The following is an 18370-nucleotide window of genomic DNA, read 5'->3' on the forward strand; positions in this document are numbered from 1 at the left end:
TACAACTTCGCGCGCCGGCTCAAGACGCTCGCCAGCCATGGTCCTCGGACCGATGGCGGCCCATGGCTGGCCCTCACGCCTTACGAATACATCTGCAAGATCTGGACATCCGAGCGAGACAGATTCACCCTAAATCCGATCCACCAGATGCCGAGACTGAACAGCTAGCATCCGCGATACCAGCGTCAGGTCCAGCCCGGTCAGGTGCGCCGTTCCCATCCCGCCATCGCCGATCAGCGCCGGGCTAACCACCCGCGCCAGCGTCGGCACGGTCATCAGCGCGACCATCGCCAGCGGCAGGCCCAGGATCATCTTGGCCTGTCGCGACAGCGGCTCCAGCATGGACAGAAAGGCCAGCGTGGACAGCGTGGACAGCGTGGACAGCGTGGACAGCGTGGACAGCGGCGCGACCGCAGCTCCGCCTGCAGCACCAGTGCCGATCGGTCATCGGTCTTCCAGACCGTCGCCAGAGCCACCAGCGCATAGAGGATGAGGGCCATCTCGGCAAAGTGGCGCAGCCCATATTGCGTGCGCAGCTTGATCAGCAGCACGGGCAGGGCCGCGCGTGGGATCTCGTAGGCCGCCAGCAGCCAGGCCGCCGCCGGGGTTGGTCCCCCCGGATCGCCTGCGATCTGCGGCAGGCTGGTCCTGACGAACCCCTGCTGCAGACCCTGCACCAGCCCGATGACCGTGACCGCCCCATCAGGGCCAGCGCCCGCAGCGGCGGTTGGCCCGGGGGGCGGGGCCGCGCTCATGGCCGGTCCAGCCGGACGATGGTGCGCGCGATCAGGTTCAACACCCGTACTGCGCGGTCCGGATCGTCCGGCGCGATCCCCTCCAGCAGCGCGTGGCGCAGCTGACGTGGAAAGGCCACGATGGCGCTGTCGCAGCCCGCAGGCGTCAGGACCAGTGCGTTCTTGCGCTTGTCCCCCTGCTACGAGCGGCGCTCCAAGAACCCGCCCGCGACCAGCGCGTCGACCTGACGTTTCGGCGTCGGCGGCTCGATCGCCAGCAGGGCGGCAAGCTGGGTCTGGGTGATGCGGCCATGGCGGGCCAGCGTGGCCCGCGACATGTCAGCCAGACCTCTAGCCCGCGCGCCCGTCACAGCTGCGCCGCAGGTCGCGCATGACCTGCAGCAATCGGTCCGGAATAAGACTGTCCTGCGTCCTGGGGCGTTCCGCCGACCTGAATTGGTTCGCCAGCGAAGGACCATGCAAAGCGGGATCAAGGCGCGCCCGGGCATTCTTCGCCCATCGCGCAATGCAGCGCCCGCTCAGGCCGCCAGCCGCGCATAGATGCCGCCCCGCGCCAGCAGGTCGGCATGGCTGCCCGTCTCGGCGATGCGGCCCCGGTCCATCACCACGATGCGGTCGGCAATGCGGATCGTGCCCAGCCTGTGCGCGATCACCAGTATGGTGCGCCCCACCGACAGCGCGTCCAGCGCGGCCTGTATCTCGCGCTCGGTCTGGCTGTCCAGGGCGCTGGTGGCTTCGTCCAGGATCAGGATCGGCGGGGTCTTGAGGAACGCCCGCGCGATGGCCACGCGCTGCGTCTGGCCGCCCGACAGCATCACGCCGCGCTCGCCCACGATGGTGTCCAGCCCCTCGGGCAGCGCGGCCACCAGCTGCGCGCGCTGCGCGGCCTCCAGGATCTCGGCCTCCGTCGCGTCCAGGCGGCCATAGGCGATGTTCTGGCGCATCGTGGGCCGGTCCAGCCCGTCGATGGTAATGCGCCCCGCGCCCGGCTCCTAGAACCGCGGTAGCAGCGCCAGCAGGGTGGACTTGCCCGCGCCCGACGGGCCGACAAAGGCCACCGTCTCTCCGGCGCTAACGCTGAGGTCGATCGGGCGGTCGGGGTCATAGCCAAAGCCCACGCCCCGGAACACGATCTCTCCGCGCAGCGCGGGCGCCGCGACGGCATCGGGGGCATCGGCGATCTCGGGGTCGGTGGCAAGCGGCTCCTGATAGCGGCGGAACCCGGCGATGCCGCGAGGATAGGTCTCGATCACGGCGGCGATCTTCTCCAGCGGGCGATAGAACACGCCGACCAGCAGCAGGAACCCCACGAACCCGCCGGTGGTCAGATCGCCCGTCAGCACGAACCCCGCCCCGACCACCATCACGATCACCTGCCCCAACCGCAACCCCATGTATTGCAGCGCGGAACTGACCGCCATCACCTTGTAGGCCTCTAGCTTGGTGCTGCGATAGCGGGCGTTGTCGGCGGCGAACTGGTGGTTCTCATGCGCCTCGTTGCCAAAGGCCTGCACCACGTGGACGCCGCCCAGAGTCTCCACCAGGCGCACGTTGAAATCGCACACCCGCGCATAGGTGGCGCGCCAGATCCGCGTCATCCGACCGCCATAGACGATCACCAGCGCCAGCATCGCCGGAATGATCGTCGCCACGATCAGCGCCAGCTGCGGGTTGATCCAATGCATCAGCCCGAAGGCGCCCGCAAGGGTCATCAGCGCGATGAAGGCACCTCGGGGCCGTGATGGGCGAGCTCTCCGATCTCCTCCAAGTCGCGGATGACGCGGGCCACCAGCTTGCCGGTGCGGGCGCGGTCGTACCACCGCCAGGACAGCCGCGTCAGGTGGTCAAAGGCGCGCTCCCGCATCGCGGTCTCGATGTTGATGCCCAGCTTGTGGCCCCAATAGATCACCACCGTCAGCAGCCCCGCATTCACCGCATACAGCACCAGCAGCCCGCAGGCGGCCGCCGCCGTCAGCCTCCAGTCGCCCTGCGGCAGCTGGTCGATGAACAGCGTTACCGCCAGCGGAAAGGCCCGCTCCAGCAGACCCGAGATGACCGCACAGTCGAGATCCAACCAGAACAGGCCCAGGAACGGACGATATAAGAAAAAGAAATCTATCAGCATTGCGGGTTAATCGGCTAATCACTTGGAAAAGTGGTCGATCTGTCGTCCGTATTCCGTGCCCTGCCTACTGATATCACACCAAGCTTCTGATTATTTTTGTCAAAGATGTTAATCAGCGGTTTCCCCGTTTAACCGTTCATTCTGACCGAAATGCTCACCCGCAACGACCAGCTGATCGGCCTACGGCGTGACACACTTGGGGGCGACGCTAACCGACAATCTGGTGTTCACCATAAGCACTGCAGGTGTCCCATTGACGCGCAGCCTGGCTCGGCGGGCATCGCAGTTCTCGGAGGAATCATTAAGTACGCTTTATCAATGACTTGCGCACTTTTCTCTCCGCGAATTATGGAGGGAGGACAGGGGCACAAGCCCCCTGCCCCCCAAGGTTTCGCAGCGAAACCTCAGCGCTCCAGCAGCGCGCGGATTTCCAGCATCAGACTATCCATCAGCTCCGAGGTCAGCGCAGACCCCTCCAGCCGCAGCACATGCCCCCGGCTATCGGCGGACCTGCGGATCGTGATCCCGCCAGAGGTCCGCAGCGTCTTGTCGTCGATCCAGCCCATGTTGGAGGCCGCCCGCTTGGGCCGACCGCCCCGCGCCGGGTCGCGGATACCCGCCTCCTGCAGGCGGATGACCGGCTCGATCACCCCCCATTCCTCATCGGCATCCACCGGCGTCGCCCGCGACAGCGCCTGGCGCACCTGCGCCTCGGCCCCCTGCCGCAGCGCGGTGGCCAGCTGCAGACCGCGCCGTTCGGTCAGCTGCTCGGGGAACTGCAGCATGTCGCCCAGCTCCTCAAAGATCAGCGCAAAGGACCGGATCTTGGACCGCTTGGCCTTGGACCCGGTCGCGAACAGCTTGTCCACCGCATCCTCGGTATTGGCAAAGGCCCCGTGATTGGCCGCGATGACGGCGATACGCCCCCTCTCGAAATGGCTCAGGTTCTCGCGGACTTCGTTCTCTTCGATCATCGAGACAAAGGCCTGCCCCGTATCCGACCGTGGCCGGATGATCGCCCGGATGGTGGCATAAGTCGGGGCCTGGGTCAGCTCCCGCAGGCCGCGCGTGGCCAGCAACCGCCGATAGCCCGACAGCAGGCCATAGCGCTGCCCGTCCCTGCCCGGCTGCTCCAGCTCGAACACCTCGATCGGCAGCCGCAGGCCATGCGCGGCGATCGACTGGCGCAGCTCCAGCATCTCGGCCTCGCCCATGGTCATGCGGTCGCGGATCATCGCGTCCTCGTCGATCTGCTCCAAGGCCAGATCGGCCATCAGCAATCCGCGCGTCTCTGCGTCGTGCAGACGGGCGGCATCAACCTCGGTCCGGGCGCGGTTGGCGCGGGCCTCCGCCCCCTCGGCCTGGACGTGGGACGCGCTGTCGGCGGCGACCTGCGCGATGGGTGCGATGCCCCGGACCGAGGCCGCCCGATCAAAGGTTTCGCTGCGAAACTCTGCCTCGATCCGGCTCAGGTCGTCGGTGCTGGGGGTTTCAAGGCGTCGGCGCTTGACCATCTGTCGTCTCCTCCTTCTCCATCTGCAGATCGCGCCACCAGGCGCCCAGGATCAGTTCCTTGACCTCAGCCCAGGTCCGGTCAAAGGTCTCACGGCCGCGGACATAGGTGTCGCGGTTGAACTCTCGGTAATCGGCCTCATAGATGCCGTTCACCTGCTCTCCTGCCTGGCCGACCATGGCGGTCAGCTCCTGGCGATAGGTGGTCATGAAATCGCCGAAATAGGCCTGGATCACGTTGGCCAGATCGGTCTGCTGACCGGCCTCGAAGCGGGTGATGATGGCGCGCACCGCGTCCCATTCGAACCGCATCTCGGGCAGGCCGTCGCGGCGGCGGGCGGTATTCTCTCCCTCCTCGACGCTGGCGAAGGTCGAATAGAGCATATCAAAGAACCGGCCCGTCGAATCGAACTCCAGGAAGGTCGCGCCCAAGGGGACCAGCAAAATATCGGCCGCCGCCAAGGCGTTAATGGTCAGATAGCCCAGGGCAGGGGGGGTGTCGATGATGATGATATCGTATTCATCGACGACCCCGTCATGGGTCAGCCCGTTCGACAGCGCGTCCCACAGGGGCCAGCCGCGCAGACCCATGCGCCAGACCGGCACCTGGAATTCCGCCCAATAGAGGTTCAGCTGCGCGCCCAGCAGGTCGATATTGGGCCAATGCGTCTTCTGGATCAGGTCGCGGGCGCCGATGTTCAGCGCCTCGGTCAGGGTCTCGTCGAAGGGCAGGGGGGGCTGGCCGCGGGCCTCTCGGACGCGGTTCTCGTCCTGCAGGGCCAGGGCATAGTCCTTGGCCAGCAGGGGGAAGGCGGTCGACCATTCATCCGTCACCTGACCGCCCATGATAGAGGTCATGCTGCCCTGGCTGTCCAGGTCGATCACCAGCACCTTGTAGCCGTCCAGCGCCGCGGACATGGCGAGATGCGCGGCGGTCGAGGTCTTGCCCACGCCGCCCTTGAAATTCGCGACCGCAAGGATCTTGGCGGGCAGGCCCTCGGGGCGCCAGGGGCGGTATTCGCGGTCGGGCGCGCCTTCGCTGGCGAAATGGTCGCGCAGGCGCAGGACGTCCTCGAGAGTGAACCATTTGGAATTGCCCTCACCAACGCCCTGGGGCAGGTCGGGATGCTTGCGCAGCACGCGACGGAAATGGGCGGTGGCCACGGGGATCAGATAGCGGCAGACTTCCCAGGTGGAGAAGCGGCGCAGACGCTTGCGGCCATCGGGGGCATAGCCCCGCTCGGCCAGATCCTGTCGGCCACGGGCGGCAAAGGCCGCGGCCTTGGCGAATCGGGCGGTGCCGATGGGTTCCGACAGCCGCTTGGCGGCACGGGCCGGGTCGATGCTGAAATAGGGCGGAAGCGGCTCTTTGCCTGACATCATGTTCCTGCTGTGATGTATCATATTGCGAGGCTTAGCCCCTGATCTATCGCACATCAAAAGGCAGTTGGGAATCACGGATGCCCGGTTTCGCGGCGAAACCCCTCATTCCAAGCCAGAAAGACACCCTCAAAGCTTGTATTTAGTTTAGGAACTTTAGAATCTTTGGGACCATAAAATCATTCAGGTTCAATGGTTTTGAGGCAATCTGGTGCCCGTTTCCGGGTTGAAAGGTGCCCGAAAGCGGGCTGAAGGGTGCCCGAATGCGGGGGCAGGGGTGCCGATTCGCGGTTTGAGGGGTGCCAAGCTGCGGGAAGGGCCTGACGAGAGACGAAAAAGGCAGGCCCACGCCCTGAAACCGGTCCGGTCGTCCCGAATGTGGGTGCCTTTGGCTGACGGGACCGTGTTCAGGTGCCCGGTTACGGGACGGCGGAAAACCGGGCTGGGGTGCCCCTTGGGCGCTTGCCGACGGGTGCCTTTTGGGGCAGCATGAAGAAAAAGGAAGCCGGCCCCGGTGATGGACGACATACCCCGCGAACATCTGTCAGGCGCCCTGCGGCGCGGTGCGGTCAAGAAGCATGTGGCCGCCATCCATGTGTCGGGCAAGCTGACGCTGCTGCAGCGCAAGCTGTCGAACGTGCTGCTGCTGAATGCCTATGACACGCTGATGTCGCGGCAGAGCCACCAGATCGACGCGCGCACGCTGTGCCTGATGATCGGCTACAACAGCAACGACATGGACACGCTGAAACAGTCGCTGCGCGGGCTGGTCGAGACGGTGGCCGAATGGGACATGCTGGATGACAAGGGGCGGCAGGAATGGGGCGTGTCCAGCCTGCTGAGCTATGCCAAGCTGAAGGGGGGCGTGTGCGAATATGCCTATTCCCCGGCCTTGGCCGAGAAGCTGCACGATCCCAAGGTCTTTGCGCTGATCAACCTGAACATGCAGCGGCGGTTCACGTCGGGGCACGCGCTGGCGCTGTATGAGAATTGTTACCGGTTCGTGCGGACCGGATCGACGGGCTGGTGGCCGCTGGACCTGTTCCGCCGCCTGATGGGGGTCGAGGGGTCGGCCTATTACGAGGTGTTCAAGCAGCTGAACGCCAAGATCATCAAGCCCGCCGTGACCGAGGTGAACAAGACCTCGAACATCATCCTGGCGCCCGAGACCAAGAAGCAGGGCAGGGCGGTCACCCATATCCGGTTCCTGATCAAGGAGAACCCGCAGCTGGCGATCCTGGACATGGATGACGGCGAGGGGGCGCGCCACGGGCCGGTCTATGCCCGGCTGCGCGCGCTTGGGGTCAGCGACCGGCTGGCGCGGCAATGGCTGTCGGCGCATGGCGATGCGGTGGTCGCCGCCAAGCTGGATTACGTCGAGGCGCGCCAGAACGTGGTCAGCAAGGTGGGTTACCTGAGCGCCGCGCTGGACGGCGATTTCGGCGCGCCCGAGGCGGAACCCGCGCCCGCGAATCCGCAGGCCGAGCGTCTGCGCCGCATCCTGGAGGTGATCCGCGCCCGCACGCCCACGCAGCGCGATGCCGACCGGCGGCTGTTCGCCAGCCAGCTGACCGACCGCGCCGCCCGCGCCGATTTCGAGCGCCACGGCTGGATGTCGCCGCTGAACGCCGCGCGCATCGCGGCCTTCTGGGAGGACATGTCGCCGGGCCTGTTCGCGGATGCCGCAGGGCCGGTCGGCGCCCGCTGAGGGTCAGCCCGGCGCCTGCGGCCATTCCCCACGCTCGATCAGCGCCTGGCGGATCATCGGGCGGGTGATCTTGCCATAGGCCGATTTCGGCAGGCTGTCCCACAGGATCAGGCGTTTGGGCCGTTTGTACCCCGCGATGCGCGGCGCCAGCCAGTCCAGCACCGCCTGCGGATCGGGGGTATGGCCGGGGCGGGGGACGCAGACGGCCAGCCCGGCCTCGCCCCAGACCGGGTCGGGGGTGCCCAGGACCACGGCCTCGGACAGGTCGGGATGGGTCAGCAGCTTTTCCTCGATCTCGCGCGGGTGGATGTTCGATCCGCCCGAAATGAACATGTCCGACGACCGCCCCGTCAGATAGAGAAACCCCTGTTCGTCCATATGGCCCAGATCGCCGGTCAGGAACCAGCCGTCGCGAAAGGCTTTGGCGTTGGCGTCGGGGTTGTCGTGATAGCCCGCAAAGACGGCGGGGCCGGTGACGGCGATCTCTCCGGTCTGGCCGGGGGGCAGTTCGGCGCCCTGGTCGTCCTGGACCTGCACCTGCATGCCGGTGCGCGCCAGACCGCAGGTGCCGATGCGCATCGACGCGTCATCGGTCGCGTGATGCGCAGGCGGCAGGACGGTGATGTTGCCGGTGACCTCGCCCAGGCCGAAATACTGGACCAGGACGGGGCCCAGGGTCTGCAACGCGCGGATCTGGTCGGCGCGATACATGGGCGCGCCCGCATAGATGACATAGCGCAGGCTGGAATGGTCGTGGCGGGCGACGGAAGGGTCCTCGACCAGCAGTTTCAGGATGGTGGGGACGGTGAACATGTTGCTGACCCGGTGGCGTTCGACCAAGGCCCACAGATGGCCCGCGTCAAAGCGGTCGCCCGTGGGCAGGATGGTCGGCACGCCGCGCGCGATCTGGGTCAGGGCGTGGATGCCTGCGCCATGCGACAGCGGCGCCACCACCAGCGAGGCGTCCTGTTCCGTGGTGCCGGGCATCAGATCGCAGAGGTGGTTGGTCACGACAAAGGCCATCTGGCCGTGGGTCAGCACCGCGGCCTTGGGGCGGCCCGTGGTGCCCGAGGTGTAGAAGAACCAGGCCGGATCGTCGCGGGTCATCGCGGCCTCGGGCGGCATCCGGCCCATGTGGCGGGCGATCAGCGCGTCGTGGTCGGGACCAAGGTCAGAGGCGCCGATGGGGATGATCGCCGGGATATGGGGCGCGCAGGCGGCGGCATGGTCGGGGAACTGCGCGCCGCAGAACATGGCGCGCGCGCCCGAGGATTGCGCCAGATACGCCAGATCGTCGGGCGAGAGGCGGAAATTGGCGGGCACCCAGACAGCCCCGATGCGCCAGCAGGCGAACATCGTCTCCAGCATCTGCAGGCAGTTGGCGGATTGCACCAGGACGCGATCGCCCTTGGTCAGGCCATGGTCGTGGATCAGCGCATGGGCCAGCGCGCCGACGCGGGCCTGCATCTGCGCCCAGGTGGTGATGTGGTCGCCATGGATCAGGGCAGGGGCGTCGGGCAGGCGGCGGGCGTTCTGGGTCAGGAAATGGCCCAGGTTCATCACCCGGTCAGAGACGGGGGTCATCGCACCCGCTCCAGGATCGAGACATAGTTCGTCACCGCAGCGCCCCCCATGTTGAAGACGCCCGCCATGGTCGCACCGGGCAGCTGCATGTCGCCCGCATCGCCGGTCAACTGCATCGCGGCCATGACATGCTGCGACACGCCGGTCGCGCCGATGGGGTGGCCCCTGGATTTCAGCCCGCCCGACAGGTTCACCGGCAGGCGCCCGTCGCGATGGGTCACGCCGTCGCGGATCACGCGGTGGCCCTGACCCGGTTCGGCCAGGCCCATCGCCTCGTATTCCAGCATTTCGGCGATGGTGAAGCAGTCGTGGGTCTCGACCAGGGACAGGTCGTCCAGGGTCACGCCCGCGCGGTCCAGCGCCTGTGTCCAGGCGGCGCGGGCGGCGCGCATCGCCAGCATGTCGCGGCGCGACAGGGCCAGCGGGTCGTTGGCCTGGGCGCGGGCGCGAAAGGCGATGGCGCGGCGCATCGTCAGCGCGGTCTCCGCATCGGCCAGCACCAGCACCGCCGCCCCGTCCGAGATCAGCGAGCAGTCGCTGCGCCTGAGGGGCCCCGCCACACGGGGGTTGCGGTCCGACACGGTGTTGCAGAAGGCCACGCCCAGATCCTTGCGCATGTGCGCGTAGGGGTTTCGCATGCCGTTTTCGTGGTTCTTGGCCGCGATCATCGCCAGCTCCTGCGAGCGGTCGCCGTTCTGCTGGAAATAGCTGGCGGCGATCTGGCCGAACAGGCCCGCGAAACCGGCGTCGATCTGCGCCTCCTCGGCGTGGAAGCTGGCGCCCAGCAGGATGTCGCCGACCTCTGCGGTGGGGGTGGCGGTCATCTTTTCCGCGCCCACCACCAGCGCGATGCGGCCCCGGCCCGCGGCGATGAAATCCATCGCGCCATGCAGCGCGGCCGATCCCGTGGCGCAGGCGTTCTCATAGCGCGTGGCGGGGACATGGGCCAGCGCGGGGACCGCCATCCCGACCAGCGCGCCCTGAAAATCCTGGCGCGAAAAGCCGTTGTTGAAGACCCCGGTGAAGATGCCGTCCACGTCGGCTGCCGTGATGCCCGCGTGGTCCAGGGCCTGCGGCACGGCCTCGGCCATCAGGGCGCAGGTGTCGGGGGCGTCGGATCGGCCGAACCGCGTATGGCTCCAGCCGACGATCATCGGGTCGGTCATGTCTGTTGGTCCTTGCTCAGGCGGGATTCGATCTGCGCGGCCTCGGCGCGCAGATGGCGGGTCAGGTCGGGCAGGCGATCGGGGCGCATCCGCGCCTCGACCGTGGCGATGGACAGCGCGCCCGCCAGCCGCCCGTCGGGATGGTGCAGCGCGATGCCCAGGCCCCAGGACCCCTCGATCACCAGGCCGGGGTTGAGGGCCACGCCATCGGCGCGGGTGCGGGCGATCAGGTCGCGCATCCGGTCGGGGGTCAGGGCGGGAAATCGCTCGGCCAGAACCGGCGCGATGGCGCGCAGGATGGTCGCGCCCTCATCGTCGGGCAGGGCGGCCAGCATGGCCAGCGACCCCGCGCCGACGCCCAAGGGATGGGTCTGGCCCGCGACCAGCGCGTGGCTGCGCAGCGGGTGGCTGCCCTCCTCTCGCATCAGGCACAGGGAGCTGGCGCCGCGCCGCACCGACAGCAGCGCCGCATCGCCCGTCACCTGCGCCAGGCGCATCACGCTTTCGCGCGCCGCCGCCATCAGGCCGGGGCGGCGCGCGGCCTGCGCGCCCAGCACCTGAACCTGTACGCCCAGGTGATAGCGGCTGGCGGCGTCCTGTTCGGCCATGCCAGCCCGGATCAGCGCCAAGGCCAGCCGCCGCACGGTCGCCTTGTTCAACCCGGACCCGGCGACCAGGCTGGCCAGCGTGGCCCCATGGTCGCCGCTGGCGCCGATCAGCGTCAGCAGCAGCAGCGCCCGGTCCACGCTTTGGGTGCCGGTCTCGGGCAGGTCCATGATATGAACCGATGGGGCGGGCTGGGTCATGCGAATTTCCGGTCGTTCGGGCCAAGATGGCAAGGGAATCGCGGATCGTGCAAGTTTTTTCTTGCCATGCCGCAAAGGGTCGCACCATGATATGAACCGACGCCACGGGAGGGTGGCAGGTTTCAGGGAAGGGGATTGCGATGTCACGGATGGGATGGGGACGGCTGGCGCTGGCCACGGCTTTGGTGTCGGCGATGGGCATGGGGGCCGCGCTGGCCGAGACGCTGCGCCTGTCGCACAACACCGGCGACGGCACGACCTGGCACAAGGGGGCCGAGCGGTTCGGCGAATTGCTGGCCGAGCGCACCGATGGTGAGATGGCGCTGCGCGTGTTCCCGAACGCCCAGTTGGCGGGCGGCGACCAGATGCGCCAGGCCGACATGGTGGGCCGGGGCGCGCTGGATTTCGTGATGACATCGGCCATCAACGTGACGCCGCTGGTGCAGGAGATGGCGGTGTTCTCGCTGCCCTACATGTACGAGAACTACGCTCAGGTGGATGCCACCACCGCCGATGGCGGCCCGGCCGAGGCGCTGCGCGACATCCTGCGCGACAAGGGCATCGAGGTTCTGGCCTGGGGCGAGAACGGGTTCCGCGAGGTCACGAACAACACCCGCCCCATCCGCACCCCCGCCGACATGGCGGGCCTGAACATGCGGGTCGCAGGCCCGATGTATATCGACGTGATGAACGCGCTTGGCGCCAACCCCCAGCAGATGCAGTGGACCGAGACGCTGACCGCCCTGCAGCAGGGCGTCGTCGACGGGCAGGAGAACCCGATCGGCGCGGTGATCATTCCGCAGCAGGTCTATGAGGTGCAGAAATACCTGACGGCCTGGCATTATTCCTATGACCCGATCTTCCTGGGCATCTCCAAGGCGAAATACGACGCTTACGACGCCGAGACCCAGGCCATGCTGCGTGAGGTCGCGGCCGAGGCGATGGCATACCAGCGCCAGATCACCCGCGAGGGGACCGAGACCGGCGTGGCCTTCCTGCGCGAGAAGGGCATGGAGGTCCATGAGCCCACCCCCGAGGAGCTGGCCGCATTCCGCGAGGCGACGCAGCCCGCCTTCGATCAATGGGCCGAGCGGGTCGGACCCGAGCTGGTCGCGTCCTTCCAGGATGCCATCGCGCAGGCCCAGTAACGCAGGCGCAATCACGCGGGGGGCGTGCGCGCCCCCCATCCCCGCCGGAGGTGCCGATGCTGTCCTTTCTGTTGCGCGAGGCCGAGCGGCTGATCTGCGCCGTCCTGTTTCTGGGCATGACCCTGCTGGGGTTCGCGAATGTGGTGGTGCGCTATGCCACCAACTATTCGCTGGCCTCGTCCGAGGAGCTGCTGACCAACGGGTTCCTGCTGCTGACCGTGTTCGGCGCGGCCATCGCGGCGCGCCAGGGCCAGCATCTGGCGGTCACCGCGGTGGTGTCGATGCTGCCGCGCCGGGCGGCGCAGGCGGTGGTGGTGCTGTCGGTGATCCTGTCGGTGGGGCTGCTGATCGTGTCGGCCTGGCTGGCCTGGGGGGCGGTGCAGGTGCTGTATCGCAACGGCCTGACCTCCTATGCGCTGCGGATTCCGATGTGGTATTATCAGGCGGCGGTGCCGTTCGCCTTCCTGCTGATCGCCTGGCGGTTCGTGCAGCATGCGATGGCCGAATTCCGGCAGGCGGGGGCGGATCATGGCTGAGATCCTAGGGGGGATCGGCCCCGGCACGCAGATGATCGTGCTGTTCTTTGCACTGCTGGCGCTGCGCGTGCCGGTGGCGTTTTCGCTTGGCCTGTCGGCGCTGTATGCGATGTGGCGGATGGGGTTCGGGCTGGAACTGGCGGGCGATCTGATCACCGCGGGGGTCGCGCGCTATTCGCTGCTGGCGATCCCGTTCTTCATCCTGGCGGGCGCGCTGATGGGGTCGACCGGCATCGCGGAACGGATGATCCGGTTCTTTCGCGTGCTGGTGGGGGGACTGCCCGGCGGCATGGGGGTGGTGGGCACGGTCGTGTGCCTGTTCTGGGGCGCGGTCAGCGGCTCGGGTCCGGCATCGGTCGCGGCCATCGGCCCGATGATCATCAAGGGCATGGAGGAGGACGGCTATACCCGCGCCCATGCCGCCGGGCTGGTCTGCGCGGGGGCGGCGCTGTCGATCGTCATTCCGCCCTCGATCGGGCTGGTCCTGTTCGGGGTCATCGCCGAGGTCTCGATCTCGCAGCTGTTTCTGGCGGCGATCATTCCGGGGCTGTTCATGGGGCTGACCATGCTGGCCGTGCTGCCCTTCATCGCGCCGAAAGGGGCGGGCGGGTCGCTGGAGCGGCTGATCCCCGACCCCTATGCGGGCCTGCCCTATGGCGCGCGGCTGTGGCGCAGTTTTCGCGACAGCTTCTGGGGGCTGATGACGCCGGTGGTGATCCTGGGCGGGATCTATTCGGGCATCTTCACGCCCACCGAGGCCGCCCTTGTCGCCACCGTCTATGCGCTGTTGGTGGGCGGGCTGATCTATCGCAGCCTCAGCCTGCGCGCGCTGTACGACACGCTGGCCGATGCGGCGGGGTCGTCGGCGACGGTCATGCTGATCGTGGCCTATGCGGGGCTGTTCGGATGGGTCATCACGGTCGAGGATCTGGTCGGCACCTATTCCGGCGGCCTGCTGGCCCTGTCCGACAACGGGTGGGTGATCCTGCTGGTGATCATGCTGATCCTGCTGGTCGCGGGCATGTTCATGGACGCGATCACGGTCATGTTCATCACCCTGCCCATCGTGCTGCCGGTGATGCGCGAACTGGGCTGGGACCCGGTCTGGTTCGGCGTCATGGTGATGATCAATCTGGCCATCGGGCTGATCACCCCGCCGGTCGGCGTGAACCTGTTCGTGGCCGCCAATGTCGCCCACCTGCCGATCGAGCGCGTGGCGCGGGGCGCGCTGCCGTTTCTGGTGGCGACCCTGGCCGGTCTGGCCGTGGTCGCGGCCTTTCCGCAGATGTCGCTGTGGCTGATCCACTGGCTGAGATGAATTCCCGAAAGGACGATCCATGACCGACAAGACCGCCATCATCACCGGGGCCGCGCGCGGCATCGGCCTGGCCACCGCCCGCCTGCTGTCGGAGCGCGGCTGGCGCGTGGTGCTGGCCGATATCGACGCCGAGGAACTGGACCGCGTGGCGCCCACCGTGCCGGGCGCGCATGCCATCACCTGCGACGTGTCGGACCCCGATCAGGTGGCGGCGCTGATCGCGGAGGCGGTCGACTGGTCGGGGCGCATCGACGCGCTGGTCAACAATGCGGGCATCGCCGATTTCCGCCCGATGGGGGAAACCGACCTGGCCACCTGGCGGCGCATCATGGCGGTGAACCTGGACGGGGTGTTCCTGTGTTCGCAGGCGGCTGTCCCGCATCTGGCGCGGACGGGGGGCGCGATCGTGAATGTCGCGTCGATCTCTGGCCTCAGGGCCAGCACGCTGCGGGTTGCCTATGGCACATCCAAGGCCGCGGTGATCCACCTGACGCGGCAGCAGGCGGCGGAACTGGGCCAGCAGGGCATCCGCGCCAATTGCGTGGCCCCCGGCCCGGTGGACACCAAGCTGGCGCTGGCGGTGCACAGCCCGGCGATCCGCGCGGCCTATCACGACGCGATCCCGCTGAACCGCTATGGCCGCGAGGATGAGATCGCGCAGGCCATCGCCTTTCTGTGCAGCGACCAGGCGTCCTATGTCACCGGACAGGTGCTGGCCGCTGATGGCGGGTTCGAGGCGACGGGCGTGGGCCTGCCCGCCTTGCGCGCCGGGAACTGAGGGCCGATCAGCCCAGGGCGTATCCCACGCCGCGCACCGTGCGCAGCGGGTCGTCGCCGCCGTTCCGCATCAGCGCCTTGCGCAGGCGGCCGACATGGACGTCGATGGTGCGGGTGTCGACATAGATGTCGCGCCCCCAGACCCGGTCCAGCAGCTGTTCGCGCGTCCAGACGCGGCCCGGTTTCTCCATCAGCGTGGACAGCAGGCGGAATTCGGTCGGGCCCAGATGCAGCGTCTGGCCCGCGCGGAACACCCGGTGTTCGGCGGCGTCCAGGATGATGTCGGCATAGGACAGCCGTTCGCCCATCGTCGCGGGCCGGGTGCGGCGCAGCTGGGTGCGCAGGCGGGCCAGCAGTTCGACCACGGAATAGGGTTTGACGACGTAATCGTCGGCGCCGGTTTCCAGGCCGCGGACGCGGTCGACCTCTTCGCTGCGCGCGGACAGCATGATGATGGGGATGTTGCGGGTCGAGGGGTCGGCCTTGACCTGGCGGCAGACCTCGATGCCCGACACCTTGGGCAGCATCCAGTCCAGCACGATCAGGTCGGGCTGTTCCTCGGCGACCAGCAGCAGCGCGTCCTCTCCGTTGTCGGCCATGACGACGTCGAACCCCTCGGCCTCGAGGTTGTAGTGCAGCACCTCGCGTTGGGCGCCCTCATCCTCGACGACCAGCACGCAGGGCGCCTGGCGGGCCATGATCAGCCCTCCCCCAGGGGGGCCACGACCGGCACGCTGTTGCTTTTGGGCCGCGCCTCGTCGGGCAGGTCGCCCGTGACCAGATAGACGACCTGTTCGGCGATGGACGTCGCGTGGTCGCCCATGCGCTCGACGTTCTTGGCGATGAAATGCAGGTGCATGCAGGGGGTGATGTTGCGCGGGTCCTCCATCATGTGGGTCAGGAACTCGCGGAACAGCGCGTTATACATCTGGTCCACCTCCAGGTCGCGCTGGCGGACGTCCTGGGCCAGCTCGGCGTCGCGGCGGATATAGCTGTCCAGCGCGTCCTGCAGCATCTTGTTCACGGCCTGGCTCATCCGGCGCAGCGCCATCCCCGAGCCGGTGATGACCGGCATCTGGGACAGCACTTCGGTGCGCTTGGCCATGTTCTTGGCGTAATCGCCGACCCGCTCCAGCGAGGCCGAGATCTTCATCACCGCCAGCACCATGCGCAGATCGGTCGCGGTGGGGGCGCGCAGCGCGATCAGGCGGGCGGCCTCCTCGTTGATCTGGGCCTCCAGCGCGTCGATGGCGCGGTCGCGGCGGCGGACCTGATCGGCCAGCTCCTGGTCGCGGGTGTCCAGCGCGGTGGAGGCGTCGGTGATCGCGGCTTCGACCATGCCGCCCATCTTGACGACCATCGCCTGGATCGTCTCCAGATCGCGGTCGAAGGCCGAGGAGATATGCTTGTCGCGGTTCATGTCACGTCCTTTCGATCAGCCGATGCGGCCCGAGATATAGGCCTCGGTCCGGCTGTCGCGCGGCCGGGTGAAGATGTCGTTGGTGTCGCCGTATTCCACCAGGCTGCCCAGGTGGAAGAAGGCGGTCTTCTGGCTGACGCGGGCGGCCTGCTGCATCGAATGGGTCACGATCACCACCGAAAAGCGGGTGCGCAGCTGCTCGATCAGCTCCTCGACCTGGCTGGTGGCGATGGGGTCCAGCGCGCTGCACGGCTCGTCCATCAGCAGGACCTCGGGGGCGGTGGCGACGGCGCGGGCGATGCACAGGCGCTGCTGCTGGCCGCCCGACAGGCCGGTGCCGGGTTCGTGCAGGCGGTCCTTGACCTCGTTCCACAGGGCCGCGCCGCGCAGGGCGGTCTCGACGATCTCGTCCATCTGGGCCTTGTCGCGGGCCAGGCCGTGGATCTTGGGGCCGTAGGACACGTTGTCATAGATGGATTTCGGGAAGGGGTTGGGCTTCTGGAAGACCATCCCCACCTTGGCGCGCAGCTGCACCGGGTCCACGCCGCGGTCATAGATGTTCTGGCCGTCGATGGCGATGCGCCCCTCGACGCGGGCGGTGTCGACGGTGTCGTTCATCCGGTTGATGCAGCGCAGAAAGGTCGATTTCCCGCAGCCCGACGGGCCGATGAAGGCGGTGACGGTCTTGTCCAGGATCTCGACGTTCAGGTCCTTGATGGCCTGTTTGGGGCCATAGAACACCTGCACGTCGCTGGCGGAAATCTTGATGTCCTGCTGGCCCACGGCAGCCTCCGGTCGGTTGGTATCATACATGGTCATGTCTCCTGACGGGCCGGGTTACCAGCGACGCTCGAACCTGTTGCGCAGAAAGATGGCGATGGCGTTCATCAGCACCAGAAAACCCAGCAGCACCAGGATAGCAGCCGAGGTGCGCGCCACGAACCCCCGTTCGGGGCTGTCGGCCCAGATGAAGATCTGCGTGGGCAGGGCGGTTGATGCGTCGAAGGGCGTGCCGGGTGCCGAGGTGACAAAGGCGTTCATGCCGATCAGCAGCAGCGGCGCGGTCTCGCCCAGGGCCTGGGCCAGGCCGATGATGGTGCCGGTCAGGATGCCGGGCATGGCCAGCGGCAGGACATGGCCGAACACCACCTGCTGTTTCGATGCGCCGACCCCCAAAGCGGCCTCGCGGATCGAGGGTGGCACCGCCTTGAGCGCCGCGCGGGTCGCGATGATGATGGTCGGCAGCGTCATCAGCGCCAGCACCAGCCCGCCCACGAAAGGCGCCGACCGCTGCATCCCGAACCAGTTCAGGAAGACCGCCAGACCCAGCAGGCCGAACACCACCGAGGGCACGGCGGCCAGGTTGTTGATGTTCACCTCGATGATGTCGCTGATCTTGTTCTTGGGGGCGAATTCCTCAAGGTAGATCGCCGCACCGATCCCCAGGGGGAACGAAATCAGGAAGCAGACCAGCAGCGCATAGAACGACCCGATGATCGCCCCGCGCAGGCCCGCCAGTTCGGGGAAACGGCTGTCGGCATTGGTGAACAGCGCCCAGTTGAAGGGCAGGGTGATGCGGCCCTCGGCCTCCAGCTGGCGAAAGGCGCGGATGTCCTCGTCGTTCAGGCGGCGGGTGGATTCGTCGCTGGCCTCGTTGACGTTGCCCTTGTTCAGCTGGTCATAGGTGTCCGAGGTCGGCACGCGGATCTGCACGACCTGGCCGATCAGCTCGGGGTCGGCCACCACGCGGTCGCGCAGCACGAACTGCGCGGCGTTCGACAGGATGCCCGACAGGGCGCGCATCCGCTCCTGCGGGGCGTCGGGGAAGGTCGCCTGCATCGCCTCGGCGATCACGCCGCGGTAGTTGCCCGCCGCCGGGTCCGCCGGATCGACCATCTGCGCCGAGATCGGCACGTCCAGCGTCACATGCGTCTGCCGGAAGGCCTGCGCCCCGCCCGAGATCAGCGTCCACAGCAGGATGCCCAGCATCAGGAAGGCCAGGGTGAGGGCGCCGAGGCCCAGCAGTTTCAGCCCCAGCTCCTTGCGATGGCGGCGGGCCAGGCGGTTCTTGAAGGCGTCCGAGGACCAGGCGGTGTCGGATGCGCGGCCGTTGTCGGGGAGATCGGTCATCGGGC

Annotated in this window: 18 protein-coding genes and 1 pseudogene; 5 read left to right on the forward strand and 14 right to left on the reverse strand. The window is 67.5% G+C overall.

The features are described from left to right. Window positions 1-129 precede the first annotated feature (129 nt). From FA740_RS09340 to FA740_RS09365, 7 genes and pseudogenes are all read right to left on the reverse strand, one after another. Window positions 130-342, reverse strand: a complete 213-nt coding sequence (locus tag FA740_RS09340; protein WP_136856511.1) for a hypothetical protein — start codon at window positions 340-342, stop codon at window positions 130-132. Then, a complete protein-coding gene (locus tag FA740_RS09345) occupies window positions 309-755 on the reverse strand; it encodes a hypothetical protein (RefSeq protein WP_136856512.1) in 447 nt (148 codons plus the stop codon). The genes FA740_RS09340 and FA740_RS09345 overlap by 34 nt, the downstream gene beginning before the upstream one ends. Next, entirely contained in the window at window positions 752-874 is a 123-nt protein-coding gene (locus FA740_RS20345) for a hypothetical protein (RefSeq protein WP_277355200.1), read from the reverse strand. Before FA740_RS20345 ends, FA740_RS09345 begins: the two co-directional genes overlap by 4 nt. 60 nt (window positions 875-934) lie before the next feature. Continuing rightward, a complete protein-coding gene (locus FA740_RS19695; RefSeq protein ID WP_169306267.1) occupies window positions 935-1072 on the reverse strand; it encodes a MarR family transcriptional regulator in 138 nt (45 codons plus the stop codon). A 201-nt stretch (window positions 1073-1273) separates the two neighbouring features. Continuing rightward, window positions 1274-2880: pseudogene (locus tag FA740_RS09355) on the reverse strand (ABC transporter ATP-binding protein). 404 nt (window positions 2881-3284) lie between these two features. Beyond that, complete coding sequence (locus FA740_RS09360; protein WP_136856514.1) at window positions 3285-4394, reverse strand: ParB/RepB/Spo0J family partition protein; 1110 nt, start codon at window positions 4392-4394, stop codon at window positions 3285-3287. After that, the gene (locus tag FA740_RS09365) at window positions 4372-5772 is read right to left on the reverse strand and encodes an AAA family ATPase (protein ID WP_136856626.1); all 1401 of its coding nucleotides are present in this window, start codon (window positions 5770-5772) and stop codon (window positions 4372-4374) included. Before FA740_RS09365 ends, FA740_RS09360 begins: the two co-directional genes overlap by 23 nt. Before the next feature lie 517 nt (window positions 5773-6289). Here FA740_RS09365 and FA740_RS09370 point away from each other — a divergent pair. After that, complete coding sequence (locus tag FA740_RS09370; protein ID WP_136856515.1) at window positions 6290-7480, forward strand: replication initiation protein; 1191 nt, start codon at window positions 6290-6292, stop codon at window positions 7478-7480. Between the two features lie 3 nt (window positions 7481-7483). Here the strand turns inward: FA740_RS09370 and FA740_RS09375 are convergent, their stop codons facing one another. Genes FA740_RS09375 through FA740_RS09385 form a run of 3 tightly spaced genes read right to left on the reverse strand, consistent with a single transcriptional unit; the run spans window position 7484 to window position 11036 of the window. Continuing rightward, a complete protein-coding gene (locus FA740_RS09375) occupies window positions 7484-9064 on the reverse strand; it encodes an acyl-CoA synthetase (protein ID WP_136856516.1) in 1581 nt (526 codons plus the stop codon). Beyond that, a complete protein-coding gene (locus FA740_RS09380; protein WP_136856517.1) occupies window positions 9061-10230 on the reverse strand; it encodes an acetyl-CoA acetyltransferase in 1170 nt (389 codons plus the stop codon). Before FA740_RS09380 ends, FA740_RS09375 begins: the two co-directional genes overlap by 4 nt. Further along, window positions 10227-11036: an IclR family transcriptional regulator gene (locus FA740_RS09385; protein WP_211243673.1), complete on the reverse strand. Its 810-nt coding sequence runs from the start codon at window positions 11034-11036 to the stop codon at window positions 10227-10229. The genes FA740_RS09380 and FA740_RS09385 overlap by 4 nt, the downstream gene beginning before the upstream one ends. 140 nt (window positions 11037-11176) lie before the next feature. Here FA740_RS09385 and FA740_RS09390 point away from each other — a divergent pair, with 140 nt between their 5' ends. Genes FA740_RS09390 through FA740_RS09405 form a run of 4 tightly spaced genes read left to right on the forward strand, consistent with a single transcriptional unit; the run spans window position 11177 to window position 14816 of the window. Next, complete coding sequence (locus FA740_RS09390; protein ID WP_246053557.1) at window positions 11177-12184, forward strand: DctP family TRAP transporter solute-binding subunit; 1008 nt, start codon at window positions 11177-11179, stop codon at window positions 12182-12184. A 56-nt stretch (window positions 12185-12240) separates the two neighbouring features. Then, the gene (locus tag FA740_RS09395; RefSeq protein WP_246053558.1) at window positions 12241-12720 is read left to right on the forward strand and encodes a TRAP transporter small permease; all 480 of its coding nucleotides are present in this window, start codon (window positions 12241-12243) and stop codon (window positions 12718-12720) included. Then, window positions 12713-14038 (forward strand): TRAP transporter large permease, encoded by a 1326-nt coding sequence (locus tag FA740_RS09400; protein WP_136856518.1) that lies wholly within the window; start codon window positions 12713-12715, stop codon window positions 14036-14038. Before FA740_RS09395 ends, FA740_RS09400 begins: the two co-directional genes overlap by 8 nt. Window positions 14039-14057: 19 nt before the next feature. Next, on the forward strand, window positions 14058-14816 hold the full coding sequence (locus FA740_RS09405; RefSeq protein WP_136856519.1) for an SDR family NAD(P)-dependent oxidoreductase: 759 nt from the start codon (window positions 14058-14060) through the stop codon (window positions 14814-14816). A 7-nt stretch (window positions 14817-14823) separates the two neighbouring features. On the opposite strand, the gene phoB is transcribed toward FA740_RS09405, so the two are convergent. Genes phoB through pstA form a run of 4 tightly spaced genes read right to left on the reverse strand, consistent with a single transcriptional unit; the run spans window position 14824 to window position 18365 of the window. Further along, entirely contained in the window at window positions 14824-15513 is a 690-nt protein-coding gene (phoB, locus tag FA740_RS09410; protein WP_136856520.1) for a phosphate regulon transcriptional regulator PhoB, read from the reverse strand. Between the two features lie 2 nt (window positions 15514-15515). Further along, window positions 15516-16235: a phosphate signaling complex protein PhoU gene (phoU, locus tag FA740_RS09415; RefSeq protein ID WP_136856521.1), complete on the reverse strand. Its 720-nt coding sequence runs from the start codon at window positions 16233-16235 to the stop codon at window positions 15516-15518. Window positions 16236-16250: 15 nt separating this feature from the next. Beyond that, the gene (gene pstB, locus FA740_RS09420) at window positions 16251-17048 is read right to left on the reverse strand and encodes a phosphate ABC transporter ATP-binding protein PstB (protein ID WP_136856522.1); all 798 of its coding nucleotides are present in this window, start codon (window positions 17046-17048) and stop codon (window positions 16251-16253) included. Between the two features lie 24 nt (window positions 17049-17072). Further along, window positions 17073-18365: a phosphate ABC transporter permease PstA gene (gene pstA, locus FA740_RS09425; protein WP_136856523.1), complete on the reverse strand. Its 1293-nt coding sequence runs from the start codon at window positions 18363-18365 to the stop codon at window positions 17073-17075. Window positions 18366-18370 lie beyond the last annotated feature (5 nt).

The sequence above is a fragment of the Paracoccus hibiscisoli genome (genome assembly GCF_005048265.1).
Lineage (GTDB): Bacteria > Pseudomonadota > Alphaproteobacteria > Rhodobacterales > Rhodobacteraceae > Paracoccus > Paracoccus hibiscisoli.